This window comes from Ruegeria sp. CDSC068 (assembly GCF_059610545.1).
In genome coordinates this window covers 196,387-218,784 of sequence record NZ_JBXWNV010000002.1, presented here as the reverse complement: position 1 = coordinate 218,784, position 22,398 = coordinate 196,387, and the positions used below count along the sequence as shown (strand labels likewise).

The following is a 22,398-nucleotide window of genomic DNA, read 5'->3' as shown; positions in this document are numbered from 1 at the left end:
CGCAATTGGTATTGCGGGATGGCCAAGAGGTGAAAGCTTTGCCATAGCTGTCACAACTCAGAATTTCAGGTCCCGAGGCTCCCATGACCCAGATCATCCACACGCTTTCCGAGATTTCAGGCCGCTACAAGGCACTGTTCGTTGACCTGTGGGGATGCGTTCACAACGGCATCACTGCCTATCCCGATGCGGTCGCGGCTTTGCAAAACTACCGGGCGCAAGGCGGGATCGTTGTGCTGGTCACCAACTCACCCAAACCGCGTGCTGGCGTGGCTGAGCAGCTTGGACAATTCAATGTCCCCGCAGATGCCTATGACACCATCGCAACCAGCGGGGACTCGGCTCGGTCGGCCATGTTCCGTGGGGCGGTTGGTGAAAAAGTCTATTTCATGGGGGAATGGGAACGCGACGCGGGTTTCTTTGAGCCGCTAAAAATACTACACCATCCGATCCACATCGAACGTGTCCCGCTGGATGAGGCCGAAGGGATCGTCTGCTGCGGGCCGTTCGACCCAATGGCGGATCCGGCGGTCAATCGCGCCGATTTCCTCTATGCCAAGCAGAAAGGCATGAAGCTGCTCTGCGCCAACCCCGACATCGTTGTTGACCGGGGCGAGATACGCGAATGGTGCGCGGGCGCGTTGGCGAAGCTGTATACCGAGATGGGAGGCGAGAGCCTGTATTTCGGAAAACCCCACCCGCCGATCTATGATCTTGCGCGGCGCAGGCTGCAGGAATTGGGTCATGACATCCCTGATGGCGACATTCTTGTGATCGGCGACGGCCCACATACGGACATTCTCGGCGGTATGGGCGAAGGGATTGATTCTCTGTTCATCTCGGGTGGTTTGGCCGCAGCGGAAACAAAAACTGAGCATCATCCGCATCATGAATCCCTAAGTGATTATATTGCAAAGGAAAACATCAATCCTACCTACACAATCGGTCGATTGAGGTAGTCAGAAAAGACTTGATTTTCTGCAGTTGCGAAGTAATAAAGTTGCCAAACCGGGGCAACTTGAGTTGTTTTGTTGCCCATTGAACTCGAGTGAGGGCGACATGTTGGATAATCTTCCACGCGGCACGATCTGTATTGAAGACATCGAGATGGGCATGACCCGCCACCTGCGCAAAGTGGTGACGGACGAAGATATCGAGATGTTCGCGCAGGTTTCGACGGACCGGAATCCGGTACACCTGGACGACGACTATGCCCGCGACACGATCTTTGAAGGGCGTATCGCCCACGGCATGTTGACGGCGGGCCTGATCTCGGCCGTGATCGGCGAGCAGCTGCCGGGCCACGGCACGGTCTATATGGGTCAGTCTCTCAAATTTCTGGCTCCGGTGCGCCCCGGTGATATGGTCTATGCCGAGGTCAAAGTGATCGATATTGATTTTGCCAAGCGTCGCGTGAAACTGGATTGTCACTGTGCGGTCGACGGCAAGAAGGTGTTGGTGGGCGAAGCGATGGTTCTGGCCCCGTCGCGCAAATTCGACTGAAGCCTCGATACCTCTATCCTTTTGAAGGGCGCCGGAAACGGTGCCCTTTTTTGTTGCGCAGCATTTGGACCAATCAGGTGCTTGAACCCGGTCTCCAGTCCCGCTAGGCAAGCTGCATGCAGATCATCCGTGATTTCCAGTTTGTCGAGCCAGAAGACCGCGGTGCCAGTGTGGCAATCGGGAACTTCGATGGCGTACATGTGGGCCATCAGTCGGTGATTGAACTTGCACAAAGCGTGGCCCCGGATGCTCCGCTTGGTGTTCTGACGTTCGAGCCTCACCCTCGCGAGTACTTTGCACCCGATGCCCCACCTTTTCGTCTGATGCGCGGAAACGCACGTGCGCACCGGTTGGAGAAACTGGGTGTACAAAAGCTGTACGAATTGCCGTTCAATGCAGCGCTTGCCGGTCTGACGCCCGAAGGCTTTGCCCGCAATGTCATCTGCGAGGGACTTGGTCTATCGCACGTCGTGGTCGGCGCGGATTTCTGTTTCGGCAAAGGGCGCAGTGGCACCGCCGAAGATATGGCCCGGTTCGGGCAAGAGATGGGGTTTGGCGTCACCATTGCACCGCTGATGGAACGGTCTGACGATGTGGTATCCTCGACTGGTATCCGCACCGCGTTGACCGATGGCCGCCCCTGCGACGCCGCGGCAATGCTGGGCCATTGGCACCGCGTCGAGGGCGAAGTGATCGGCGGCGAACAACGCGGGCGCGAGCTTGGGTTCCCCACCGCGAATATGTCTATCGAAGGTTTGCACCCGCCAAAATTTGGCGTCTATGCGGTGCTGGTCGATGTGCTCGACGGACCTCATCAGGGCAGCTATCACGGCGCATCCTCTGTCGGCGTACGGCCAATGTTCAACGGAGAGGTTCCGAATATCGAGACCTTCCTGTTCGATTTCTCAGGCGATCTATATGGTTCGACCTTGTCCGTCGGCCTTGTCGAATACCTGCGCCCCGAGATGACGTTTGACGGGCTGGATGCCCTGATCGCGCAGATGGATGCCGATTGTGACAAGGCGCGCATCCTGCTGGCCGCGCTATGACCACCGATCCGATCAATCGCAAAGGCCTTGGCCCGCAGTTCTGGGAACGCAAACCGCTGACCAAGATGAACCAGCGCGAATGGGAAGCCTTGTGCGACGGCTGCGGCAAATGCTGCCTGAACAAGCTTGAGGATGAGGACACCGGCGAGGTCGCCCTGACCTGCGTCGCCTGCCGTCTGCTGGACGATGAGACTTGCCGCTGCACACAATACGACATCCGCCACCAATTCGTCCCGGAATGCATCGTGATGAAGCCCAACAACATCGACGATCACGCCTATTGGCTGCCCCAAACCTGCGCCTATCGACTGCTGTGGGAGGGGAAACCGCTGTACGAATGGCATCCCCTGATATCAGGTACACCGGACAGCGTGCACGCAGCTGGCATGTCAGTTCAGGGGCGCACGGTGTCCGAATTCGAAACCCCCTTGGAAGAGTGGGAAGACTATATCATTGAGGAACCCAGCTGATGTATTTCGCCTCTGACAATTCCGGTCCGGTTCACCCACAGGTCATGGCCGCGTTGAACGAAGCCAATCAGGGCTATCAAATGGCCTATGGCGCGGACACCCTGATGAACGAAGTGCGCGATCGTATTCGCGGAATCTTCGAAGCGCCAGGGGCCGCAGTTTATCTGGTGGCCACCGGGACAGCCGCGAATTCGCTGGCTCTGGCGACACTCTCAAACCCATGGGAAACCGTGTTCTGTTCACCCGTCGCGCATATCCACGAGGATGAATGCAACGCGCCCGAGTTCTATAGCGGCGCAAAGCTGACACTGGTGCCGGGCGGCGACAAGATGGAGCCCGCAGCGCTGCGTCGCTCGATTTTGGCCGAAGAAACACGTGGCGTGCACGGCCCCCAGCGTGGGCCCGTGTCGATCACTCAGGTGACAGAGCGTGGCTCGGTTTACTCACTGGCCGAATTGCAGGCGCTTTGCAGTATCGCCAAAGAATACGACCTGCCAGTTCATCTGGATGGTGCCCGGTTCACCAACGCGTTGGTCGCGCTCAATTGCTCGCCTGCTGAGATGACGTGGAAAGCGGGCGTCGATGCGGTCAGCTTTGGCGGCACCAAGAACGGGTTGATGGGTGTCGAAGCGGTAGTTTTCTTTGACGAATCCAAGGCCTGGGAATTCGAACTGCGGCGCAAGCGTGGTGCGCATCTGTTCTCCAAGCATCGTTACTTGTCCGCCCAGATGGCCGCATATCTGAACGATGATCTGTGGCTGCAGATGGCGCGACAAGCCAACGCCAACTGCGCGCATCTGGCCGATGGTCTACGCGGCAAAGGCGCAACCTTTCTACATGAGCCGCAAGCCAACATGATCTTTGCGCAGTTTTCGCGCGCGCGTCACAAGCAGTTGCACCAAGCGGGTGCGGTTTATCATCTGTGGGGCGCAGAGCTGGACGGTACGGATGACGACGAGATCCTGGCCTGTCGACTGGTCTGCGACTGGTCGATCAACTCGAATGATATCGACCGGTTCATCGGCTTGTTGTGATTTCAGGGATTAGGGGCGTCATCCTGTCCACAACATGGTTCAGGATAGACCACCCCAAAACTTTCGAATGACGGCAGCTGTCTGAACCGGGTGAGTGATTGGGACCATGTGGTCAGCACCCGAAACAACGCCCGTTCCGGCATTGGGAAGCCGCCGGGCAAGACCTTCTCCGATCGCGGGCATGACGGGGTGCGTCTCAGACCCGCTCAGGATCAGAACCGGCATAGATGCGCGGTCGAGAACGCCAGGGTTCAGCATCCCCTTCTGATCAAGGAACAAAGCGTCATCAACGGCGGGCACAACGTGAATACCACGGATCATTCCCGCGCGTGTCCGCTCTGGCAATTCGGGCCATCGTGGGCCGTCCTGTGCGCCCCACATCCGGTTGAACAAACGGGCGGCCTGCTCAAAATTTCCGGCCGCGAGCGCATCAGAGACAGGTTTCGCCTCTTCATAATGTTGCCGCACCAAATCGGGCGTGTCCTGAATCGCAACCGCAAAAAACACTGGCTCGATCAGGACCGCACTGCGGACCAGGTCCGGAAACTCGACAGCCAGCCGAAGGGCTAGCATCCCGCCAAAGGAATGCCCGATCACGTCCATCGGTTCGGTCAAATGCGCGGCCGACAGTTGGGTCACTTGGTCAAAGAGATCCCCGTGCCCATCCCAGTCCGCGCTGCGGCCATGGGACGGCATGTCGGGGGCCGTAAATGTCGCCTCGCCCTCTAGAGCCGTCGCCAGCCCCGACCACGCCCCGGAATGCGCGATTGTGCAGTGCAGGGCGAGCACCTCGCGCGCGCCCTGCCCCAACGTTCTGACAAAAGTGTTGTCTGCCAGGGGGGTGTCCCTCACCCCTTCAGTTCCGACAAATGGCGGTCCAGATCATCCAGCCGGTCCTGCCCCCAGAACCGCTGATCGTCTTCGGTGATGTAAAACGGCGCGCCAAATACACCGCGATCCACGGCCTCTTCCAGATTGGCGGCATAAGTTTCCGCGCCCACCAGAAGGCCGCTATCCGCCAGCCCCGGATTAAAACCGGCCTTTGTCAGGCAATCGCGGATCACATCGTCCTGCGCGATGTCTTTCTCCTCGGCCCAACAGGCCCGCACGAAGGAATGCGCAAGTTTGCCAACATCCCCTGACCCGTCCTTGATCGCAGCGATGATCGCATAGGATGACGGCGCCGCATTGGTCGGCCAATGCGCGGGCTGTAGATTGAATTCCATACCAAGTTGCTTGGACTGTCGCTGTAGTTCCTGCGCCCGATATTCGATGCGAGAGATGTGGCGGTCTTTGGGAGGAGTGCCCCCCGTACGCCCAAACAGAGCGACAATATCCAGCGGTTTGTAGTTGATCGTCGCGCCATGTTTCGCCGCCACCTCTTCCAACCGCATACCTGCAAGGTAGGTATAGGGCGAGAGTGTCGCAAAATAGTAGTCAATCTGGGTCATCTGCACTTTCTCCGCTGCGTTATCTTTGCTGGACGTTAGACCCGTGCTAAGCGGTGTCAACATCACGAATCTGTCACATTGCCATTGCTGCCCGGGGACCTCAGCCGATGCCGACACTCAACGAACCCAAGCTTATCGCTGGGAACGCCAACCTTCCTCTTGCCGAATCTATCTCGCGACGCATGAGCCTGTATCGCGGCGTCGATCAGAATCTTGTCGATGCGCGGGTCGAGCGCTTCAATGACGGCGAGATTTTCGTCGAAGTTTTCGAAAACGTGCGCGGCGAGGATATGTTCATTGTCCAACCGACGTCGAATCCGGCGAATGACAACCTGATGGAGCTGCTGATCATCGCTGACGCGCTGCGTCGGTCTTCCGCACAGCGTATCACCGCCGTGATCCCTTATTTTGGTTACGCCCGTCAGGACCGCCGCACCAAGGCGCGGACGCCAATCAGCGCCAAGTTGGTGGCCAACATGCTGACCGGTGCAGGGATCGAGCGGATCCTGACCATGGACCTGCACGCAGCACAGATTCAGGGGTTCTTCGACATGCCTGTCGACAACCTTTATGCATCGCCGATTTTTGCGCTGGATGTGAAACACCAGTTCCAGGACAATCTGGACGAGCTTATGGTCGTATCACCTGACGTTGGTGGCGTTGCCCGCGCGCGGGAATTGGCCAAGCGCATCAACGCGCCCCTGTCGATCGTGGACAAGCGCCGCGAAAAGGCTGGCGAAGTGGCTGAGATGACAGTGATTGGCGACGTCAAAGACAAAATCTGCCTGATCGTCGACGACATGTGCGACACTGCCGGTACGCTTTGCAAGGCCGCTCAGGTCCTGCTGGATAACGGCGCGAAAGAGGTACATTCGTACATCACCCACGGCGTCATGAGCGGTCCGGCGGTCGAACGTGTGACGAATTCTGTAATGAAATCTTTGGTGCTGACCGACACGATCCAGCCCACCAAAGAGATCACCAACGCCAAGAACATCCGCATCGTGCCAACCGCGCCTATTTTTACTCAGGCGATCCTGAACATCTGGAACGGAACAAGCGTGTCTTCATTGTTCGAGGACAAGACACTGACACCGATCTACGAGTCGATGTATCACATGGACTGACCGAGTTGGGCGGCGTTACAGCCGCCCTTTTTTGTCAACACAGCAAGACAGGACGTACCCGTGACAGCCTCAAAACGCATTGTTCTTTCCAGCGACCACGCGGCTATCGAGCTGCGCCAAGCGGTCGCCGACCACATCGCAGCGCAAGGCTGGGAGGTCGTCGATATCGGCCCCAAGACGCCTGAAAGCACACATTATCCCATCCACGGTAAAGCTGCGGCTCAGGCCGTTGCCTCGGGCGATTGCCACCTTGGGATCGTCCTGTGTGGTACAGGTCAGGGCATCATGATGGCGGCCAACAAGGTTCCGGGCATTCGCTGTGGCGTGTGTTCTGACGCCTTCTCGGCCCGCATGATCCGCGCGCACAACAACGCCAACATGCTGTCGATTGGCGCACGTGTCGTGGGTGAAGGTCAGGCCCTGGATATCGTAGATGCGTTTCTGGAGGCCGAGTTCGAAGGCGGGCGTCACGCAACCCGTGTGGACATGATCGAAGAAAAAGACGGTTAGGGCTCCGTTCCAAAGGCCATTCAAAGTGAAACTAAGTGCATCACCGCGTGTCCACGACACGGATGCAAACATGTAGCGCCTGCCCCCTATGAACCGGGTGGGTGGTTCAGCCTAGCCGCCCGTCCTTGTCGCACACCCAGTTACAACGGGTTTCAACGTTGCGCCTGTTTGGGAAAACTCAGAAGCTCCCTCCCGACCAATTGTCACCACATTCCGTCGGCACGATGAAGTGATTTCGAAGCTGAAAGAAGATACCATATGTCAAACACCAATTTTCAAGATCGAATTCAACGCATCAACGCCAAAAGCCCACAGCCGAATTCTGCTCTTGCACAAAGGGCTGCCAAAACCCCGTCATCCCGACCAAATTACGGAAAGGTATTGATTGGCGCTGTGTTAATGAGCACCGGACAACATGCGGTAAGGCAGGCGAACGAAAACTACGAAGCGATAAAGCAGAGCTACGGGATCGGTGCAGCAGCCGGGTTGGGGCTTGCGGGCGCGGTGGCGCTGGTGGTTGGCGTTGTCCTGATGTACCGAGGCTTCACTGCGGCCAATAAACAGGGGAACGAACCAATCTCCGACGGGTCAGAAACAGGCCCGGGTCAGAACCGCACGGCGTCCAAAAGGGCGCGGACGCTTAGTTCTGTTTTAGGCCTGATATTCGGCGTTTGTGCATGCACAAGCTTAATTCTAGGAGCCGGAGCTACAAAAGTTGCAACCGAGACCGCGTATCAGTTCTTTCGATTGCTTTTCATACTTCGGTTTTATTGCTTGTTGCCTCGATCGTCATTGGGTTAGTTGGCGTTCTTCTGCGCAGATATGCGCTGGTTCGAGTGCCGGTGTACTTTCTAATCGGTGCTTTGGCGACTTATTCGACCGTCCGCTTCACAGGATTTCCCATTCAGTTCTTGGAATATTTCAATTCTGCGCTGCAGTAACTATGAGCAAAAATAACAAAGGTATTGCCAGACCTTAGCCCCGGGATGCGTTAAGAGATATTCCAATCGTCGTCATGGGCCACCTCTCCGATGGCGGTCCATGTGACCCGTATCCGGGCGATCCGTGTATCGGACCATGTGCGAAAAACGGCGCTAAAGCCCTCTGGCGTGATGTCTTCAGCCGTGACTTCGGCGCGCAGAGCGGAAGATGTATCCACATCCCACAAAGAGACACCGATCTGAACCACCGGATTTGATCGGAAGGGTTGGTTGAACATAACGCTCGAACGCCGCTGGCGCGGTCCTTCGCCCGTCCACATTTCGCCACCATCGGCGAATTCGGAAAAAATAACTGCCTCGCCTTGGTCAATACCAATTGGATGGGTTCGAAACGTCTTCATTGATTTGTCTTTATCTATGTAATTCCGGACCTTAACCCGTCGCATTGATAAAATCACGATAAAAAAAACGGCCCCGTGTTTACGGGGCCGTTTCTAACTGTCGGAATGCGGTGAGCCTTACAGGCTCATATGCGTTCCAAGGGCTTCCATGTCGGCCAACAGTTTGGCAGCGTCATCGACAATTGTCTGATCATCGCCTGCCTTGGCTGCTTCGTGCGAAGCACGCGCCTCGGCGACCAGATCGTCCAGATGCGACCGTGTCACTTCGGCGACCGGAATGGCTTTTTCAGCCAGAACCGACAGGCCATCGCCATTGATCTGAGCAAACCCGCCGGTGACCAGATATTCACTGGACCCTTCGGGTGCCTCGACCTTCAGGATACCCGGGCGCAGCGTCGTGATGGTGGGGGCATGATCAGGCATCGCCGTCATGTCCCCGTCCGCGCCGGGAAGCTGGACCGCGGTCGCGCTGAGCGAAGCAAGGCTCCGCTCGGGGCTGACGAGGTCGAATTGCATCGTGTTTGCCATCAGGTTTGCTCCTTAGGCGGCTTCTGCGGCCATCTTCTCCGCTTTGGCGATCACGTCGTCGATGCCGCCAACCATCAGGAAGGCTGCCTCGGGCAGGTGATCGTATTCGCCGGCCACAACGGCCTTGAACGACGCGATGGTGACATCCAGAGGAACCTGAACGCCGGGCGAGCCGGTGAAGACCTGTGCCACGTCGAACGGCTGCGACATGAAGCGTTCGATCTTACGGGCACGGGCCACGGTCAGTTTGTCCTCTTCCGACAGTTCGTCCATGCCGAGGATGGCGATGATGTCCTGCAGCGACTTGTAGCGCTGGAGGATCTGCTGAACGTCGGTCGCTACGGTATAGTGCTCTTCACCGACGATTGCCGGATCAAGCAGACGCGAGGTCGAATCGAGCGGGTCAACAGCAGGGTAAATACCCTTTTCCGAGATCGCACGGTTCAGAACGGTGGTCGCATCGAGGTGCGCGAACGACGTCGCAGGCGCGGGGTCGGTAAGGTCATCCGCAGGGACGTAGACGGCTTGCACAGAGGTGATCGAGCCCGACTTGGTCGAGGTGATCCGTTCCTGCATCGCGCCCATGTCGGTCGCCAGCGTCGGCTGATAGCCCACCGCCGAAGGGATACGGCCCAACAGGGCGGACACTTCGGAACCTGCCTGTGTGAAGCGGAAGATGTTGTCGACAAAGAACAAAACATCGGTACCGGTTGCGTCACGGAATTGTTCCGCAAGGGTCAGGCCCGACAGAGCGATCCGCATACGTGCACCCGGAGGCTCGTTCATCTGGCCGTACACCAGCGCGATTTTCGAATCTTCCAGCTTTTCGGGAACGATAACACCGGATTCGATCATCTCGTGATACAGGTCGTTGCCTTCACGGGTCCGTTCGCCAACACCCGCGAACACGGACACGCCCGAGTGCACTTTGGCGATGTTGTTGATCAGCTCCATGATCAGAACTGTTTTACCAACGCCGGCGCCGCCGAACAGACCGATCTTACCGCCTTTGGCGTAAGGGGCCAGCAGGTCAACAACCTTGATGCCGGTAACCAGAACTTCGGATTCCGTTGCCTGATCCGAAAAGTCTGGCGCAGGCTGGTGAATGGCGCGCGTTTCTTTGGTTTCAACGGGGCCTTTTTCGTCGATAGGTTCGCCCACAACGTTCAGGATTCGTCCCAGTGTTGCGTTGCCGACCGGAACCGCGATCGGTGCGCCGGTGTCAGTTACAGCTTCGCCGCGAACCAGACCTTCGGTTGCGTCCATCGCAATGGTGCGGACAGTGTTTTCGCCCAGATGCTGTGCAACCTCCAGAACCAGCTTTTTGCCGTTGTTGGTTGTATCCAGCGCGTTCAGAATTTCAGGCAGCTGATCTTCGAAGTGCACGTCGACGACGGCCCCGATGATCTGTGTGACTTTGCCTTTTGCATTCGCCATGTTTCGTCTCCGGTTTGTCTCTACAGCGCCTCAGCGCCGGAAATAATTTCAATCAGCTCGTTGGTGATCACGGCCTGACGCGAACGGTTGAACTGGATCGTCAGCTTGTCGATCATCTCACCCGCGTTGCGTGTTGCGTTGTCCATCGCGGACATACGTGCACCCTGTTCCGAGGCTCCGTTTTCGAGCAGAGCCGAGAAGATTGCAGTCGCAACCCCCTTTGGTAGCAGGTCGGCCAGAATGGCCTCTTCGCTGGGCTCATAGTCGAACACGGCACCACTGTCGTCGCCCTCGGTATCCTCAAACGAGGCTGGGATGACCTGTTGTGCCGTCGGGATCTGGGTCACAACGTTGACGAACTTCGAGTAGAAGATCGTGGCAACATCGAACTCACCCCCATCGAAACGGGACAGGATGCCCTTGGCGATGTCTTGCGCGTTGGTGTAACCCAGACGCTTGACTTCGCTCAGGTCGATATGTCCAACGAACAGATCGCCAAGGTCACGCTTGAGCGCGTCGCGGCCTTTTTTGCCGACAGTCAAAACCTTGACCGTCTTGCCTTTCAGGCGCAGCTCTTCCGCTTTGACACGGGCCAGCTTGGCGATGCTCGAGTTGAAGCCGCCACACAGGCCGCGTTCAGCTGTCATGACAACCAGCAGGTGGACATCATCACTGCCCGTACCACGGAGCAGCTTGGGGGCGCTGTCGCTGCCCCCGACCGATGCCGCCAGCCCGGCCATCACGGCATTGAACCGTTCAGCATAGGGACGCGAGGCTTCGGCAGATTCCTGGGCGCGGCGCAGTTTTGCAGCCGCGACCATCTGCATGGCCTTGGTGATCTTGCGGGTCGATTTGACCGACTCGATCCTGTTTTTAAGATCCTTAAGATTTGGCATGTGCCCGCCTCTCCCTTAAGCGAAGGTTGCGGCGTATTCGTCCAGCGCAGCCTTGATCTTGTCGGAAGCGTCGCCCTTGATCTTGGGATCTTCGTCGGTGATCCACTGAAGCAGGTCGGCGTGCTTGCCGCGCAGGTGCGCCAGCAGGCCAGCTTCGTAACGGCCAACATCGGAAACGTCGATCTTGTCGAGGTAACCGTTGGTGCCGGCGAAGATGACACAGACGATTTCAGCGTTGGTCAGCGGCGAGTACTGCGGCTGCTTCATCAGCTCGGTCAGACGCGCACCACGGTTCAGCAGCTGCTGGGTCGCGGCGTCAAGGTCGGAACCAAACTGCGCAAACGCAGCCATTTCGCGGTACTGAGCCAGTTCCAGCTTAACCGGACCGGCAACCGACTTCATCGAGTTGGTCTGAGCCGAAGAGCCCACACGCGAAACCGACAGACCGGTGTTCACAGCAGGACGGATGCCCTGATAAAACAGTTCGGTTTCCAAGAAGATCTGGCCGTCGGTGATCGAGATCACGTTGGTCGGAATAAACGCCGAAACGTCACCACCTTGCGTTTCGATAACCGGCAGAGCAGTCAGCGAACCAGCACCGAAGTCTTCGTTCAGCTTCGCCGAACGCTCCAGCAGGCGGGAGTGGAGATAGAAAACGTCGCCAGGATAGGCTTCACGTCCGGGCGGACGACGCAGCAGCAGCGACATCTGACGATAAGACACAGCCTGTTTCGACAGGTCATCATAGATGATCAGTGCGTGGCGGCCATTGTCGCGGAAGAATTCGGCCATTGCGGTTGCGGCATAGGGTGCCAGGAACTGCATCGGCGCCGGGTCGGACGCGGTTGCGGCCACAACGATCGAGTAGTCAATCGCGCCGGACTCTTCCAGTTTCTTCACCAGCTGCGCAACGGTCGAACGCTTTTGGCCGATCGCAACGTAAACGCAGTACAGCTTCTTCGACTCGTCGTCGCCTGCTGCATCGTTGTAGGTTTTCTGGTTCAGGATGGCGTCCAGAGCAACGGCAGTTTTACCGGTCTGACGGTCACCAATGATCAGCTCACGCTGGCCACGACCAATCGGGATCATCGCGTCAACCGATTTCAGGCCGGTTGCCATCGGTTCATGAACCGATTTACGCGGGATGATGCCAGGTGCTTTGACGTCAGCAACGCCACGCTCGGTGGATTCGATGGGGCCTTTGCCGTCCAGCGGGTTGCCCAGACCGTCAACAACACGACCCAGCAGACCGTTACCAATCGGAACGTCCACGATCGAGTTGGTGCGCTTGACGATGTCACCTTCTTTGATGTCACGGTCGGAACCGAAGATAACAACACCAACGTTGTCGCTTTCCAGGTTCAGCGCCATGCCCATGATGCCACCGGGGAATTCGACCATCTCACCCGCTTGCACATTGTCCAGACCGTATACGCGGGCAATCCCGTCACCGACGCTCAGCACGCGACCGATTTCGGCCACTTCGGCTTCCTGACCAAAATTCTTGATCTGGTCCTTCAGGATTGCAGAAATCTCTGCAGCTTGGATTCCCATTTATCCGACCTCTTTCATTGCATTCTGTAGGGAGTTGAGCTTCGAACGGATCGAGCTATCGATCATCTTCGAGCCCACTTTAACGACAAGACCGCCAATGAGGCTTTCATCAACGGTCGCATTTATTGTCACGGTCTTGCCCACACGCTCGGACAGCGTCTTGGACAGTTTTTCCAGTTGTGTCTTGGTCAGCGCCTTGGCCGACGCGACATCGGCGGTCACTTCGCCACGTTCGTTCGCCAGCATGTCGCGCAGAACCTGCACCAACTCGGGAACTACGAACAGACGGCGCTTCTGAGCCATCAGAGCCAGCGTGTTACGCATGATGGCGTGCAGACCCATTTTGTCAGCGATTGCGGTAATGGCGCCTTCTTGTTCGGCACGCGAAACCAGAGGCGATGCGATCAGGTCGCGCAGTTCGGCGCTTTCGCCCAATGCTGCTGCCAGATCGTTGATTCCGGTTTCCAGACCTGCGAGGTCATTATTCTCTTTGGCGATCTCAAAGATCGCGGTGGCATAGCGCTTGGCAATGCCTGTGGAAATCGAAGCTGGTTCGGACACGTCCACCCTTCCGATATTTTGGGCCCCGAATTCGCGTTGCGGCAGCTACCCCGGGGGCGTGAAGAAACCCCGGCCAGACGGTCGGGGATCAAAATCACCGGGGATGTAGCAGAGCCGAACCCAGCTAGCAATATATTATCACGGCAACAGGTTTATCCACAAAATGTTCAATTTCAATTACTTAAGGAGGGTGCGACCCTTTTATCCGGCTGAAACAGACGAAAAATGTTACGAAAGTGTAGGTTTTTGCGATTCCTGTGTCCTTTTTCCCTCAATTTTTGCGAATTGAAGAGGGGAAATGACCGGGCTGCTCAGGCTGGTTTCAGAAGGCCATCAAGCGCCTTTATCGGACGACGTTCGGCATCCTTTGCAACACTGCCGCTGGGCGGTCGGATGTGTTTTGTCACCTCAACCATAAGCACTCCGCCTGCCATGACTGTTGGCAGCCTTTGGCCAGTCTTTTCGATCAGGCTCGCCGACTTCAGCCAGAAACGACGGAATGACGGCGGCAGATACAGAGCCGAGCAATGACTTTCCGGGATGAAGTGATGCGCCTTGAGCTGACTTTCCAGCTGCGAAGCCGTGTACGGCCGCCCAAAACCGAATGGTGTCTTATCCGTCCGCGACCACAGCCCTGCCCGATTGGGCACAACAAAGAATGCGCGCCCCCCCGGCCCCAGCACCCGCCAGCACTCGCTCAGCAATTGGCTAGGCCGCTGCGACGTCTCAAGCCCGTGCATCACAATCAGCTTGTCGACATGGCCCGTTTCAATGGGCCACAGGGTTTCTTCGGTCAGAACCGACACATTGGGCATTCCGGCCGGCCAAGGCATGACGCCTTGCGGGCCTGGCATCAAACCGATCACGCGGCGGGCGTCCGCAAGATAAGGACGCAGCAATGGAACCGCGAAGCCGAATCCTGCAACCGTTTGCCCCTTGGCCTCGGGCCATTGCTCGATCAGTCGCCCACGGATCGCCGCCTGCGCGGCACGACCCAGAGTGCTGCGATAGTAGAAGTTCCTCAAATCCTGCACATCAAGATGCATTGCAGACACCCGGTCAATCGGCTTAGCTGGGCGCAGTCTAGCAACGAAAGGGCAAAAGGCCATGCCTCTTGAGGTCGTTACCATCCCATGTCTCAGCGACAATTACGCATTTCTGGCGCATGACGCCGCAAGCGGCAATACCGCACTGGTCGACGCGCCCGAAGCCGGACCCATTCTGGCCGATTTGGACAAGCGCGGCTGGACATTATCCCATGTTCTTTTAACTCATCACCATTGGGACCATGTGGATGGCCTGTCTGCCATTTTGGAAAGACATCCGGCCAAAGTTGTTGGCGCGGCCGCCGATGCGCATCGCCTGCCCCCGCTGGATCAGCAGGTCAGCGACGGTGACACATTTGAATTCGGAAGCGAGCAGATTCGGGTGCTGGATGTGTCCGGCCATACTGTTGGCCATGTCGCCTTTTACATGCCGAACAGCGCAGTTGTTTTCACCGCGGACAGCCTCATGGCATTGGGGTGTGGGCGCTTGTTCGAAGGCACGGCGCCACAGATGTGGGCCTCGCTCGGCAAGTTGGCCGCGCTTCCCGATGAGACAATCGTATGCTCCGGCCACGAATACACGCAATCAAACGCAAAATTCGCGTTAACCGTCGATCCAACCAATGCCGCACTGCAAAAACGCGCTGATGATATCAACCGCGCGCGCGCTGCCGGAGAACCCACGGTTCCTTCGACGATGGCGCTGGAAAAGGCCACAAACCCGTTCTTGCGGGCCGCTGACCCGGCGATTCAGGCGCATTTGGGTATGCAAAATTCGGACCCCGCAGAAGTTTTTGCTGAAATTCGGACTAGAAAAGACAGCTTTTAGTACCCAAATTGCCTTCCTCACGGCCACGGTCACGTGAAATGTGACTGTCAAGAGCAAGAAAACCCTTGAAGCCGGGCCACGATCAACCAAACTCTAATAGTATGAGGACATGGTTGGGATGGGGTTCCGGCCGAAGCCTGCCCCTTTCGACCCAAGACAGAGGAGCACCCGCGTGCCTTCATTCTCGAGCACATTAGAACAAGCCATCCACGCGGCCTTGGCGGCTGCGAATGAACGGCGTCACGAATTTGCCACGCTAGAGCATCTGCTTTTGGCGTTACTGGAAGAACCTGACGCCATCCGCGTCATGAAAGCCTGCAGCGTCGATCTGGAAGAACTGCGCAGCACTCTGGTTGAATTCATTGACGAAGACCTGTCCAATCTGGTCACGGATATCGACGGTTCCGAGGCCGTGCCAACGGCCGCTTTCCAGCGTGTCATACAACGCGCGGCGATCCACGTCCAAAGCTCGGGCCGGACCGAAGTGACCGGCGCAAACGTTCTGGTCGCTATCTTCGCCGAACGTGAAAGCAATGCAGCCTATTTCCTGCAAGAGCAGGACATGACGCGCTATGACGCGGTTAACTTCATCGCGCATGGTGTGGCCAAAGACCCTGCGTACGGCGAAAACCGCTCGGTTTCGGGCGCGGATCAAGTCGAGGAAGAGGCTCAGCCTGGCGTCACCGAAGGCGAACAGAAGGAAAGCGCGCTTGGAAAGTACTGCATTGACCTGAACGCTAAATCGCGCGCAGGCGATGTTGACCCGCTGATCGGCCGTGCTGATGAGGTTGAGCGTTGTATTCAGGTCCTGTGCCGCCGCCGCAAGAACAACCCGCTGCTGGTAGGTGATCCCGGCGTGGGCAAGACCGCCATCGCTGAAGGCCTGGCACGCAAGATTGTTGGTGGCGAAGCGCCAGATGTGCTGTCAGAGACCACAATTTATTCTCTCGACATGGGTGCTCTGCTGGCAGGTACCCGCTATCGCGGAGACTTCGAGGAACGCCTGAAGGCGGTTGTGACCGAGTTGGAGGACCACCCCGACGCGGTGCTGTTCATTGACGAAATTCACACCGTGATCGGTGCCGGTGCCACCTCGGGCGGTGCGATGGATGCGTCGAACCTGCTGAAACCTGCCCTGCAGGGCGGCAAATTGCGCACCATGGGCTCGACCACATACAAGGAATTCCGTCAGCATTTTGAAAAAGACCGCGCGCTGAGCCGCCGGTTCCAGAAGATCGACGTAAGCGAGCCTTCAGTCGAAGACAGCGTGAAAATTCTGCGCGGTCTGAAGCCTTATTTCGAAGAACATCACGAGATCAAATACACCGCCGATGCCATCAAGACCGCAGTGGAACTATCGGCCCGCTACATCAACGACCGTAAACTGCCCGACAAGGCCATCGATGTAATCGATGAGGCCGGTGCGGCGCAGCATCTGGTGGCTGAGAGCAAACGGCGCAAGACCATCGGGGTCAAGGAAATCGAGGCGGTCGTCGCCAAGATCGCCCGCATCCCGCCCAAGAACGTCACCAAAGATGATGCCGAGGTGCTGAAAGATCTCGAGGCTTCGTTGAAACGTGTTGTATTCGGCCAGGATCTGGCAATCGAGGCGCTGTCCAGTGCGATCAAACTGGCGCGTGCCGGTCTGCGTGAACCTGAAAAGCCCATCGGCAACTATCTGTTCGCTGGCCCGACCGGTGTGGGTAAGACCGAAGTTGCGAAACAGCTGGCGGATACGCTGGGTGTAGAACTGCTGCGCTTTGACATGTCTGAGTACATGGAGAAGCACGCCGTCAGCCGTCTGATCGGCGCGCCTCCGGGCTATGTCGGCTTTGATCAGGGCGGTCTGCTGACCGACGGCGTCGACCAGCATCCGCATTGCGTGCTGCTACTGGATGAAATCGAAAAAGCCCATCCGGACGTGTTCAACATCCTGTTGCAGGTAATGGACCACGGTGAGCTGACCGATCACAACGGACGTACGGTGAACTTCCGCAACGTGGTGCTGATCATGACCTCGAACGCGGGTGCGCAGGAACAGGCCAAGGCTGCAATAGGCTTTGCCCGTGACCGTCGCGAAGGTGAGGATACGGCCGCAATCGAGCGGATGTTCACGCCGGAATTCCGCAACCGCCTGGACGCCGTGATCTCATTCGCGCCACTACCGAAAGAGGTCATCCTGCAGGTGGTCGAGAAGTTCGTTCTGCAGCTTGAAGCGCAATTGCTGGATCGAAATGTGACCATCGATCTGACACCCAAAGCTGCCGCGTGGCTGGCTGAAAAAGGGTATGACGACAAGATGGGTGCACGTCCTCTGGGTCGTGTCATTCAGGAACACATCAAGAAACCACTGGCCGAGGAGTTGCTTTTCGGCAAGCTAGCCAAGGGTGGTGTGGTCCGCGTGTCTGTCAAAAAAGGCGATTTGAACCTGGATATCCTTGGCCCCGATCAGCCACGAATTCCGGGCGACAAACCTCCGCTTTTGACGGCGGATTAAGACGCCGCATTCGCGTAACGAATCTAATCGCCCGGTTGTTCAGCAGCCGGGCGATTTCGTTTCGGCCACAAACTTTTTCGACGGAACAGCCAAACCTGCGCGTTTCATTATCACTGATAAATTGCAAAGGGGATTTTGATGACCAAAACCGTCGCCGTTTGGAGCGTAGCATTCGCCCTTTCTGCCGTTGCCGCCATAGCAACCGCTCAGCATAGATTTCGGTATCATGACGAAACGGAAACGCAGCCATTGCGCCTGCAGCCCGCAACGGTTGATCCGGGCAGCAGCCACTCTGAAATCTCTGAGACCCGCAAAAGTATACGCGTCTCGGCCAACGGGATCCCCGATCACCTTGTCGGGCGCTTTCCGAACCAAGGCAATCCGCACAGCATTTCCGAGCAGCGCGTCAACTTGAAAGTACCGACGAACCCGAAATCCAATCGATCCACCACCCCGCTTGAAATGGGATGGAACTTTGGTGTGTCTCTGAACGGCGTCGTGTTCGACCCGTTGGCCGCAGAGTTCTGGCAGGGCAATCCCCGCTCAGGCTGGTCCTACAATGCGCTTGGAGGCGCGGTTACTTTGGGGTTCGACGAAAACTATGCCCATGTGCAACCCAATGGAAAATATCATTACCACGGCATCCCCACGGGCTTTATTGAGCTGCTGAACTATACACCCAGCCGACATTCACCGCTGATCGGATACGCGGCGGACGGCTTCCCGATTTACGCAATGACCGGCGTTTTGGATGGGAAAGTGACGCAAATGGAGGCGTCGTACAGATTGAAAAGCGGCAACCGCCCTGGAGGAAGCGCTCCCGACGGAAAGCATGATGGCACGTTCAATGAGGACTACGCTTATGTAGCAGGCGCCGGAAATCTGGATGAATGTAACGGAGCCTTTACGATTTCGCCTGAATATCCATCTGGAACGTATGCCTATTTCCTGACTGAAAGTTACCCGGTCGTCCCGCGCTGCTTTGCGGGTAAGCCAGATAACAGCTTTCGGTTTGCTCGTCGCTGACCCGTACCCTTAACGAGTGTCTCGGTTACCTTTCGGTGAGTTTCAGCTCGATCCTGCGGTTTTGTGCCCGGGCCTCCGGGGTGTCTGCCGGATTTACGGGCTGGAACTCACCAAAACCGTTTGCGGCCAACCGGCTCGGCGGGATGCCCAGCGCATCGACCATGTAGCGTACCACGGACAAGGCGCGGCCCTGACTAAGCTCCCAATTGTCGCGATAGCGCCCGGACCCGGCAAGTGGCACGTTATCGGTGTGACCATCGACGCGGATCACCCAGTTTAGGCCTTCGGGAATTTCAGCCGCCACGCTGCGCAGGATATTGGCCACTTTGGCGATGTCCTGCTGCCCGGCCGGTGACAAGACGGCCGAACCCGTGTCAAACAGGACCTCGGACGAGAATACAAAACGGTCGCCTTCGATCCGAACGCCTTCTTCATCCCCGAGAACGTCGCGCAGTCTTCCAAAGAACTCTGACCGATAGCGCTGCAGATCTTCGGCCTGCGCCGCCAGTTCCTGATTTTGTCCAGACAGAGCTTCTGCCTCGGCTTCAAGCCGGACACGCTCAGCCTCTTCCAGCAGGCGCCGGCGACGTTCTTCCGAGGCCGCGCGGGCCAAAGCTGCGTTCAGGTCCTGACCCAGGGTCTGAATTCGAATGTCCGAAGCGGCGTTGCGTTCTTCATAGTCGTCCAACAACGCCTGCAACCCGCCAAGTTGTTGGCGCAGCGCCGCCATCTGTTGATTCAACAACGCCGTCTCTCGCTGCGCTTTTGCGGAAATCGTTTTCTCCGCCGAGATCGCTTCACGGGCCACAGCCAATAGGTTTGCACGCTCTTCGGCTAATGATCGCTGCGATTGTGCCTCGGCCTGTGCCGCGGTCTGCGCAGCCAAAGCGGCTTGTAGTTGCGCCTGCAACTCGTCCGCATCCAGCGCACCGAACTGGCGCTCAAGCTCGGCCCTGGCGGCTTGTGCTGCGGCAAGCAGGGTCAATGTATCCTCAGCTTCTTTGCGCTGTGCTTCCAAGGCCAGTGTCATTGCTGTCAACTCGGCATCTGCATCCTGCAGACGGTTGCGCAGGTTCTCGGCAGCTGCAGCTTCGGCTAGCTTGGCGGCCTCTTCCGCACTGATCTGTTCTTCCAGTTCACTGATCCGGGTGGATTGCGCCGCGTCGCTTTGTTCAAGATCCGCAACCAACGCCTCCAGCGCCTCGCGTTGGGCGGCAGCCAGCCGGGCGGCTTCGGCCTGTTCGTCGATCTCAGATCGGCTTTGCGCCAGTGCGAGGTTCAGCGCCTCTTGGTCCTCCAGCAACTTGGCGCGCTGGGATTCCAGTGTTGCAATAGCACCGCGCGCCCGCTCCTGATCCGTCAGAAGTGCGGCGACCTGCGCCTCGAAATCCGTGATACGTGCCTGCGACAAGGCCAGGTCCACTTCGGCCCGCGCCAGCGTATCTTCAGTTTGCGACAGGGTCGTGTTCAACGCGCCAAGACGGGCCTCCAGGCGGTTATTCTCACGCTCCTCCAATCCCAATGCCCCGGCCAGCGCTGCGACTTCGTCCGACAGGGCGGTCAATTCGTCCTCTTGCCCGGAAATGGTTTCGCGCAACACGAACTGCACCACCATAAAGATGGTCAGAACGAAGGTCAGCACCATCAGCAAACCGGTGATCGCGTCAACAAAACCCGGCCAAACCGAGCCCTGAAAACGCTGACCTGTGCGACGGGACAGAGCCATGGATTACTCTCCTTCCGGAGCGGTGCGCACGGCGCCTCGGGGCAATGTCAGAGCTTTGACCAGCAATTCGATATCCTTGCGCAGTTCGCTCATGCTTTCCTGACGACCGGCCGAGATTTCTTCGAGGATGCGCAATAGCTGAACGTCCATCGACCGCAGGCGCATCCGGCTTTCGGCGTCAATTCCTTCACCCGTGCCCTGATCACGCATGTGATCCAGAAGGGCGTCCTGCCCAAGGGCCACGCGTTCCAATGCGGCTGTCACCCCTTCGGATTCAGACTGTCGCACATTCATCTCACCAATCGCGTCGACCAACTGGCCCAGCTTGACCGACACGGTGGCGCGATCAGCCTCTTGCCCCGAAAACAGGTCTTGCAGCGCGTCCATCTGTTCAGACATCGCGTCTAGAACGGGTGTCAGGACCGCAATTTCCGCCCCACCCTCCTCAGCCGCGGCAAAGCCAACACGGGTGATTGAGGACAACCATTCCTCAAGCTCGCGGTAGAACCGGTTCTGACCGTGACCCGTGAACAGTTCCAGCAACCCGACGATCAGAGACCCGGCAAGGCCCAAAAGGGACGAACCGAATGCCACGCCCATTCCTTGTAGCTGGGCCTCAAGCCCCACCATCAGGCGGTTGAACACGGCCAGTCCTTCTTCGCCCTCTTGCGGGTTCAGGCTGCGGATCGTGTCGACAATAGCTGGGACAGTGGTCGCCAATCCAAAGAACGTGCCCAAAAGGCCCAGATAAATCAGAACATTGGTAATATAGCGCGTGATCTCACGTTCTTCCTCGACGCGTTCTGCAACCGAATCCAGGATCGACCGGGTCGAACTGGAACTGATCTGTGACCGGGCACCACGTTCCCGCAGCAACGATGCCAGGGGCGCCAACAATTGCGGCGTGCGCGCGTCCTCGCGAACAACGCCGCCAACAAAAGCCTCGATCCAGCGAACCGAGCCAATCAGCTGTGTCACCTGAAAGAAACAGGCAAAAACGCCGATTATGAAAACCAGAATGATAAAACCGTTCAGGTACGGGTTGGCCTGAAACACCGGCAGCACATAAGGCAGCGCCATGAAGACGCCCAACCCCGCCAGACCAATTGCGACCAACATCATCACAATCTGACGGATGGGATGCGAGAAATGGGGTCTCGCGCCCTGATGTGCCTGCGCCATGCGCGTGTTTCCCGGTTTTTGCCTGCTCTGGCTTGAATCTAGCCAAAATCCGCCGGTGACGCCAAGGGTTTATGCTGTGATACTGCGTACCCGTTGCGCTAACCACTCAAGATCAGGATCGCGCAGGTCGATCTCGGCCAGATGTTCCGCAGTATTATACAGATATTCCGTATTCGGTCCGCGCCCGCCAATCGCATGTGCAATGATCTGCGCCTGCTCCTCTAACGACATGCCACCACAGTATTGGACATGTTCTGCGTCGATCACATAAGTCACGGCGGTGACGACTTCGCCGTTGTTCAAATGCACATCAAGGTTTTTCTCGACATAGGCTGACGAAATCAGCTCACGCTCGCGCAATTCATGCAAGGTGCGCTCTTCATGGCCGGCCTCGACCGCAAGTGCCAAGCCGGTGCAATTGGCATCGGCCTGTTCGTCCAGTGCCAGTACAAGGCCGGGGTGTTCTTCGGTACCGCGGTGGTGAATTGAACTCATGCAGAATGACCGGGCATACCCATGCAGCGTGGCGTGTTCGCTGCGTGCCACCGGAAAGCCCGGATTCCACAGCAATGATCCATATCCGAAAACCCACATCGTCATAGCTCTGGTCCTTGCCCGTTTCGGCCTATA

The 22,398-nt window shown here is 57.6% G+C and carries 23 protein-coding genes; 11 read left to right on the top strand and 12 right to left on the bottom strand.

Going from position 1 to position 22,398, the window contains the following annotated elements:
* Positions 1–83 precede the first annotated feature (83 nt).
* The 5 genes from AC2FID_RS05745 to AC2FID_RS05725 all read left to right on the top strand — a co-directional run bounded on the left by AC2FID_RS05745 (position 84) and on the right by AC2FID_RS05725 (position 4,056).
* On the top strand, positions 84–959 hold the full coding sequence (locus AC2FID_RS05745; protein ID WP_282151786.1) for a TIGR01459 family HAD-type hydrolase: 876 nt from the start codon (positions 84–86) through the stop codon (positions 957–959).
* Positions 960–1,059: 100 nt separating this feature from the next.
* Complete coding sequence (locus AC2FID_RS05740) at positions 1,060–1,503, top strand: MaoC family dehydratase (RefSeq protein WP_058275996.1); 444 nt, start codon at positions 1,060–1,062, stop codon at positions 1,501–1,503.
* 116 nt (positions 1,504–1,619) lie between these two features.
* Positions 1,620–2,552 carry a bifunctional riboflavin kinase/FAD synthetase gene (locus AC2FID_RS05735; protein WP_496835856.1) on the top strand — a complete coding sequence of 311 codons (933 nt, stop codon included), beginning with the start codon at positions 1,620–1,622 and terminating at the stop codon, positions 2,550–2,552.
* On the top strand, positions 2,549–3,022 hold the full coding sequence (locus AC2FID_RS05730) for a YcgN family cysteine cluster protein (protein WP_496835854.1): 474 nt from the start codon (positions 2,549–2,551) through the stop codon (positions 3,020–3,022). The genes AC2FID_RS05735 and AC2FID_RS05730 overlap by 4 nt, the downstream gene beginning before the upstream one ends.
* Positions 3,022–4,056 (top strand): threonine aldolase family protein, encoded by a 1,035-nt coding sequence (locus tag AC2FID_RS05725; RefSeq protein ID WP_496835852.1) that lies wholly within the window; start codon positions 3,022–3,024, stop codon positions 4,054–4,056. The genes AC2FID_RS05730 and AC2FID_RS05725 overlap by 1 nt, the downstream gene beginning before the upstream one ends.
* 39 nt (positions 4,057–4,095) lie before the next feature.
* Here AC2FID_RS05725 and AC2FID_RS05720 read toward each other — a convergent pair whose 3' ends face one another.
* Entirely contained in the window at positions 4,096–4,908 is an 813-nt protein-coding gene (locus AC2FID_RS05720) for an alpha/beta fold hydrolase (RefSeq protein WP_496835850.1), read from the bottom strand.
* The gene (locus AC2FID_RS05715; RefSeq protein ID WP_058275724.1) at positions 4,905–5,507 is read right to left on the bottom strand and encodes a 2-hydroxychromene-2-carboxylate isomerase; all 603 of its coding nucleotides are present in this window, start codon (positions 5,505–5,507) and stop codon (positions 4,905–4,907) included. The genes AC2FID_RS05720 and AC2FID_RS05715 overlap by 4 nt, the downstream gene beginning before the upstream one ends.
* Before the next feature lie 107 nt (positions 5,508–5,614).
* Here AC2FID_RS05715 and AC2FID_RS05710 point away from each other — a divergent pair, with 107 nt between their 5' ends.
* The 3 genes from AC2FID_RS05710 (at position 5,615) to AC2FID_RS05700 (ending at position 7,945) form a co-directional block, all read left to right on the top strand.
* Positions 5,615–6,634, top strand: coding sequence for a ribose-phosphate pyrophosphokinase (locus AC2FID_RS05710; protein ID WP_058275513.1), 1,020 nt, complete (start codon positions 5,615–5,617; stop codon positions 6,632–6,634).
* 60 nt (positions 6,635–6,694) lie between these two features.
* Positions 6,695–7,144: a ribose 5-phosphate isomerase B gene (rpiB, locus tag AC2FID_RS05705; RefSeq protein ID WP_496755275.1), complete on the top strand. Its 450-nt coding sequence runs from the start codon at positions 6,695–6,697 to the stop codon at positions 7,142–7,144.
* A 258-nt stretch (positions 7,145–7,402) separates the two neighbouring features.
* The gene (locus tag AC2FID_RS05700; RefSeq protein ID WP_496835848.1) at positions 7,403–7,945 is read left to right on the top strand and encodes a hypothetical protein; all 543 of its coding nucleotides are present in this window, start codon (positions 7,403–7,405) and stop codon (positions 7,943–7,945) included.
* Between the two features lie 190 nt (positions 7,946–8,135).
* Here AC2FID_RS05700 and AC2FID_RS05695 read toward each other — a convergent pair whose 3' ends face one another.
* From AC2FID_RS05695 to AC2FID_RS05665, 7 genes are all read right to left on the bottom strand, one after another.
* Complete coding sequence (locus AC2FID_RS05695) at positions 8,136–8,486, bottom strand: H-type lectin domain-containing protein (RefSeq protein ID WP_058275511.1); 351 nt, start codon at positions 8,484–8,486, stop codon at positions 8,136–8,138.
* Between the two features lie 117 nt (positions 8,487–8,603).
* Positions 8,604–9,014: a F0F1 ATP synthase subunit epsilon gene (locus AC2FID_RS05690; RefSeq protein ID WP_058276005.1), complete on the bottom strand. Its 411-nt coding sequence runs from the start codon at positions 9,012–9,014 to the stop codon at positions 8,604–8,606.
* Positions 9,015–9,026: 12 nt separating this feature from the next.
* Positions 9,027–10,451 (bottom strand): F0F1 ATP synthase subunit beta, encoded by a 1,425-nt coding sequence (gene atpD, locus AC2FID_RS05685; protein ID WP_058275509.1) that lies wholly within the window; start codon positions 10,449–10,451, stop codon positions 9,027–9,029.
* 20 nt (positions 10,452–10,471) lie between these two features.
* Positions 10,472–11,347 carry a F0F1 ATP synthase subunit gamma gene (locus AC2FID_RS05680; protein WP_058276006.1) on the bottom strand — a complete coding sequence of 292 codons (876 nt, stop codon included), beginning with the start codon at positions 11,345–11,347 and terminating at the stop codon, positions 10,472–10,474.
* A gap of 15 nt (positions 11,348–11,362) precedes the next feature.
* Entirely contained in the window at positions 11,363–12,901 is a 1,539-nt protein-coding gene (gene atpA / locus AC2FID_RS05675) for a F0F1 ATP synthase subunit alpha (RefSeq protein ID WP_058275507.1), read from the bottom strand.
* Positions 12,902–13,462, bottom strand: coding sequence for a F0F1 ATP synthase subunit delta (locus AC2FID_RS05670; protein WP_496835844.1), 561 nt, complete (start codon positions 13,460–13,462; stop codon positions 12,902–12,904). It abuts the gene before it with no gap.
* Between the two features lie 311 nt (positions 13,463–13,773).
* Positions 13,774–14,508 carry a class I SAM-dependent methyltransferase gene (locus tag AC2FID_RS05665; RefSeq protein WP_058275506.1) on the bottom strand — a complete coding sequence of 245 codons (735 nt, stop codon included), beginning with the start codon at positions 14,506–14,508 and terminating at the stop codon, positions 13,774–13,776.
* A 61-nt stretch (positions 14,509–14,569) separates the two neighbouring features.
* Here AC2FID_RS05665 and gloB point away from each other — a divergent pair, with 61 nt between their 5' ends.
* The 3 genes from gloB to AC2FID_RS05650 all read left to right on the top strand — a co-directional run bounded on the left by gloB (position 14,570) and on the right by AC2FID_RS05650 (position 18,860).
* Entirely contained in the window at positions 14,570–15,337 is a 768-nt protein-coding gene (gene gloB / locus AC2FID_RS05660; protein ID WP_496835842.1) for a hydroxyacylglutathione hydrolase, read from the top strand.
* A gap of 172 nt (positions 15,338–15,509) precedes the next feature.
* Positions 15,510–17,834 carry an ATP-dependent Clp protease ATP-binding subunit ClpA gene (gene clpA / locus AC2FID_RS05655; protein WP_058275504.1) on the top strand — a complete coding sequence of 775 codons (2,325 nt, stop codon included), beginning with the start codon at positions 15,510–15,512 and terminating at the stop codon, positions 17,832–17,834.
* Positions 17,835–17,972: 138 nt separating this feature from the next.
* Positions 17,973–18,860, top strand: coding sequence for a YHYH protein (locus AC2FID_RS05650; RefSeq protein ID WP_496835840.1), 888 nt, complete (start codon positions 17,973–17,975; stop codon positions 18,858–18,860).
* Positions 18,861–18,885: 25 nt separating this feature from the next.
* Here the strand turns inward: AC2FID_RS05650 and AC2FID_RS05645 are convergent, their stop codons facing one another.
* The 3 genes from AC2FID_RS05645 to AC2FID_RS05635 all read right to left on the bottom strand — a co-directional run bounded on the left by AC2FID_RS05645 (position 18,886) and on the right by AC2FID_RS05635 (position 22,368).
* Entirely contained in the window at positions 18,886–20,586 is a 1,701-nt protein-coding gene (locus AC2FID_RS05645) for a peptidoglycan -binding protein (RefSeq protein ID WP_496835838.1), read from the bottom strand.
* 3 nt (positions 20,587–20,589) lie between these two features.
* Positions 20,590–21,768 carry a biopolymer transporter ExbB gene (locus AC2FID_RS05640; RefSeq protein ID WP_282118959.1) on the bottom strand — a complete coding sequence of 393 codons (1,179 nt, stop codon included), beginning with the start codon at positions 21,766–21,768 and terminating at the stop codon, positions 20,590–20,592.
* A gap of 69 nt (positions 21,769–21,837) precedes the next feature.
* Positions 21,838–22,368: a gamma-glutamylcyclotransferase gene (locus tag AC2FID_RS05635; RefSeq protein ID WP_496835836.1), complete on the bottom strand. Its 531-nt coding sequence runs from the start codon at positions 22,366–22,368 to the stop codon at positions 21,838–21,840.
* Positions 22,369–22,398: the final 30 nt, after the last annotated feature.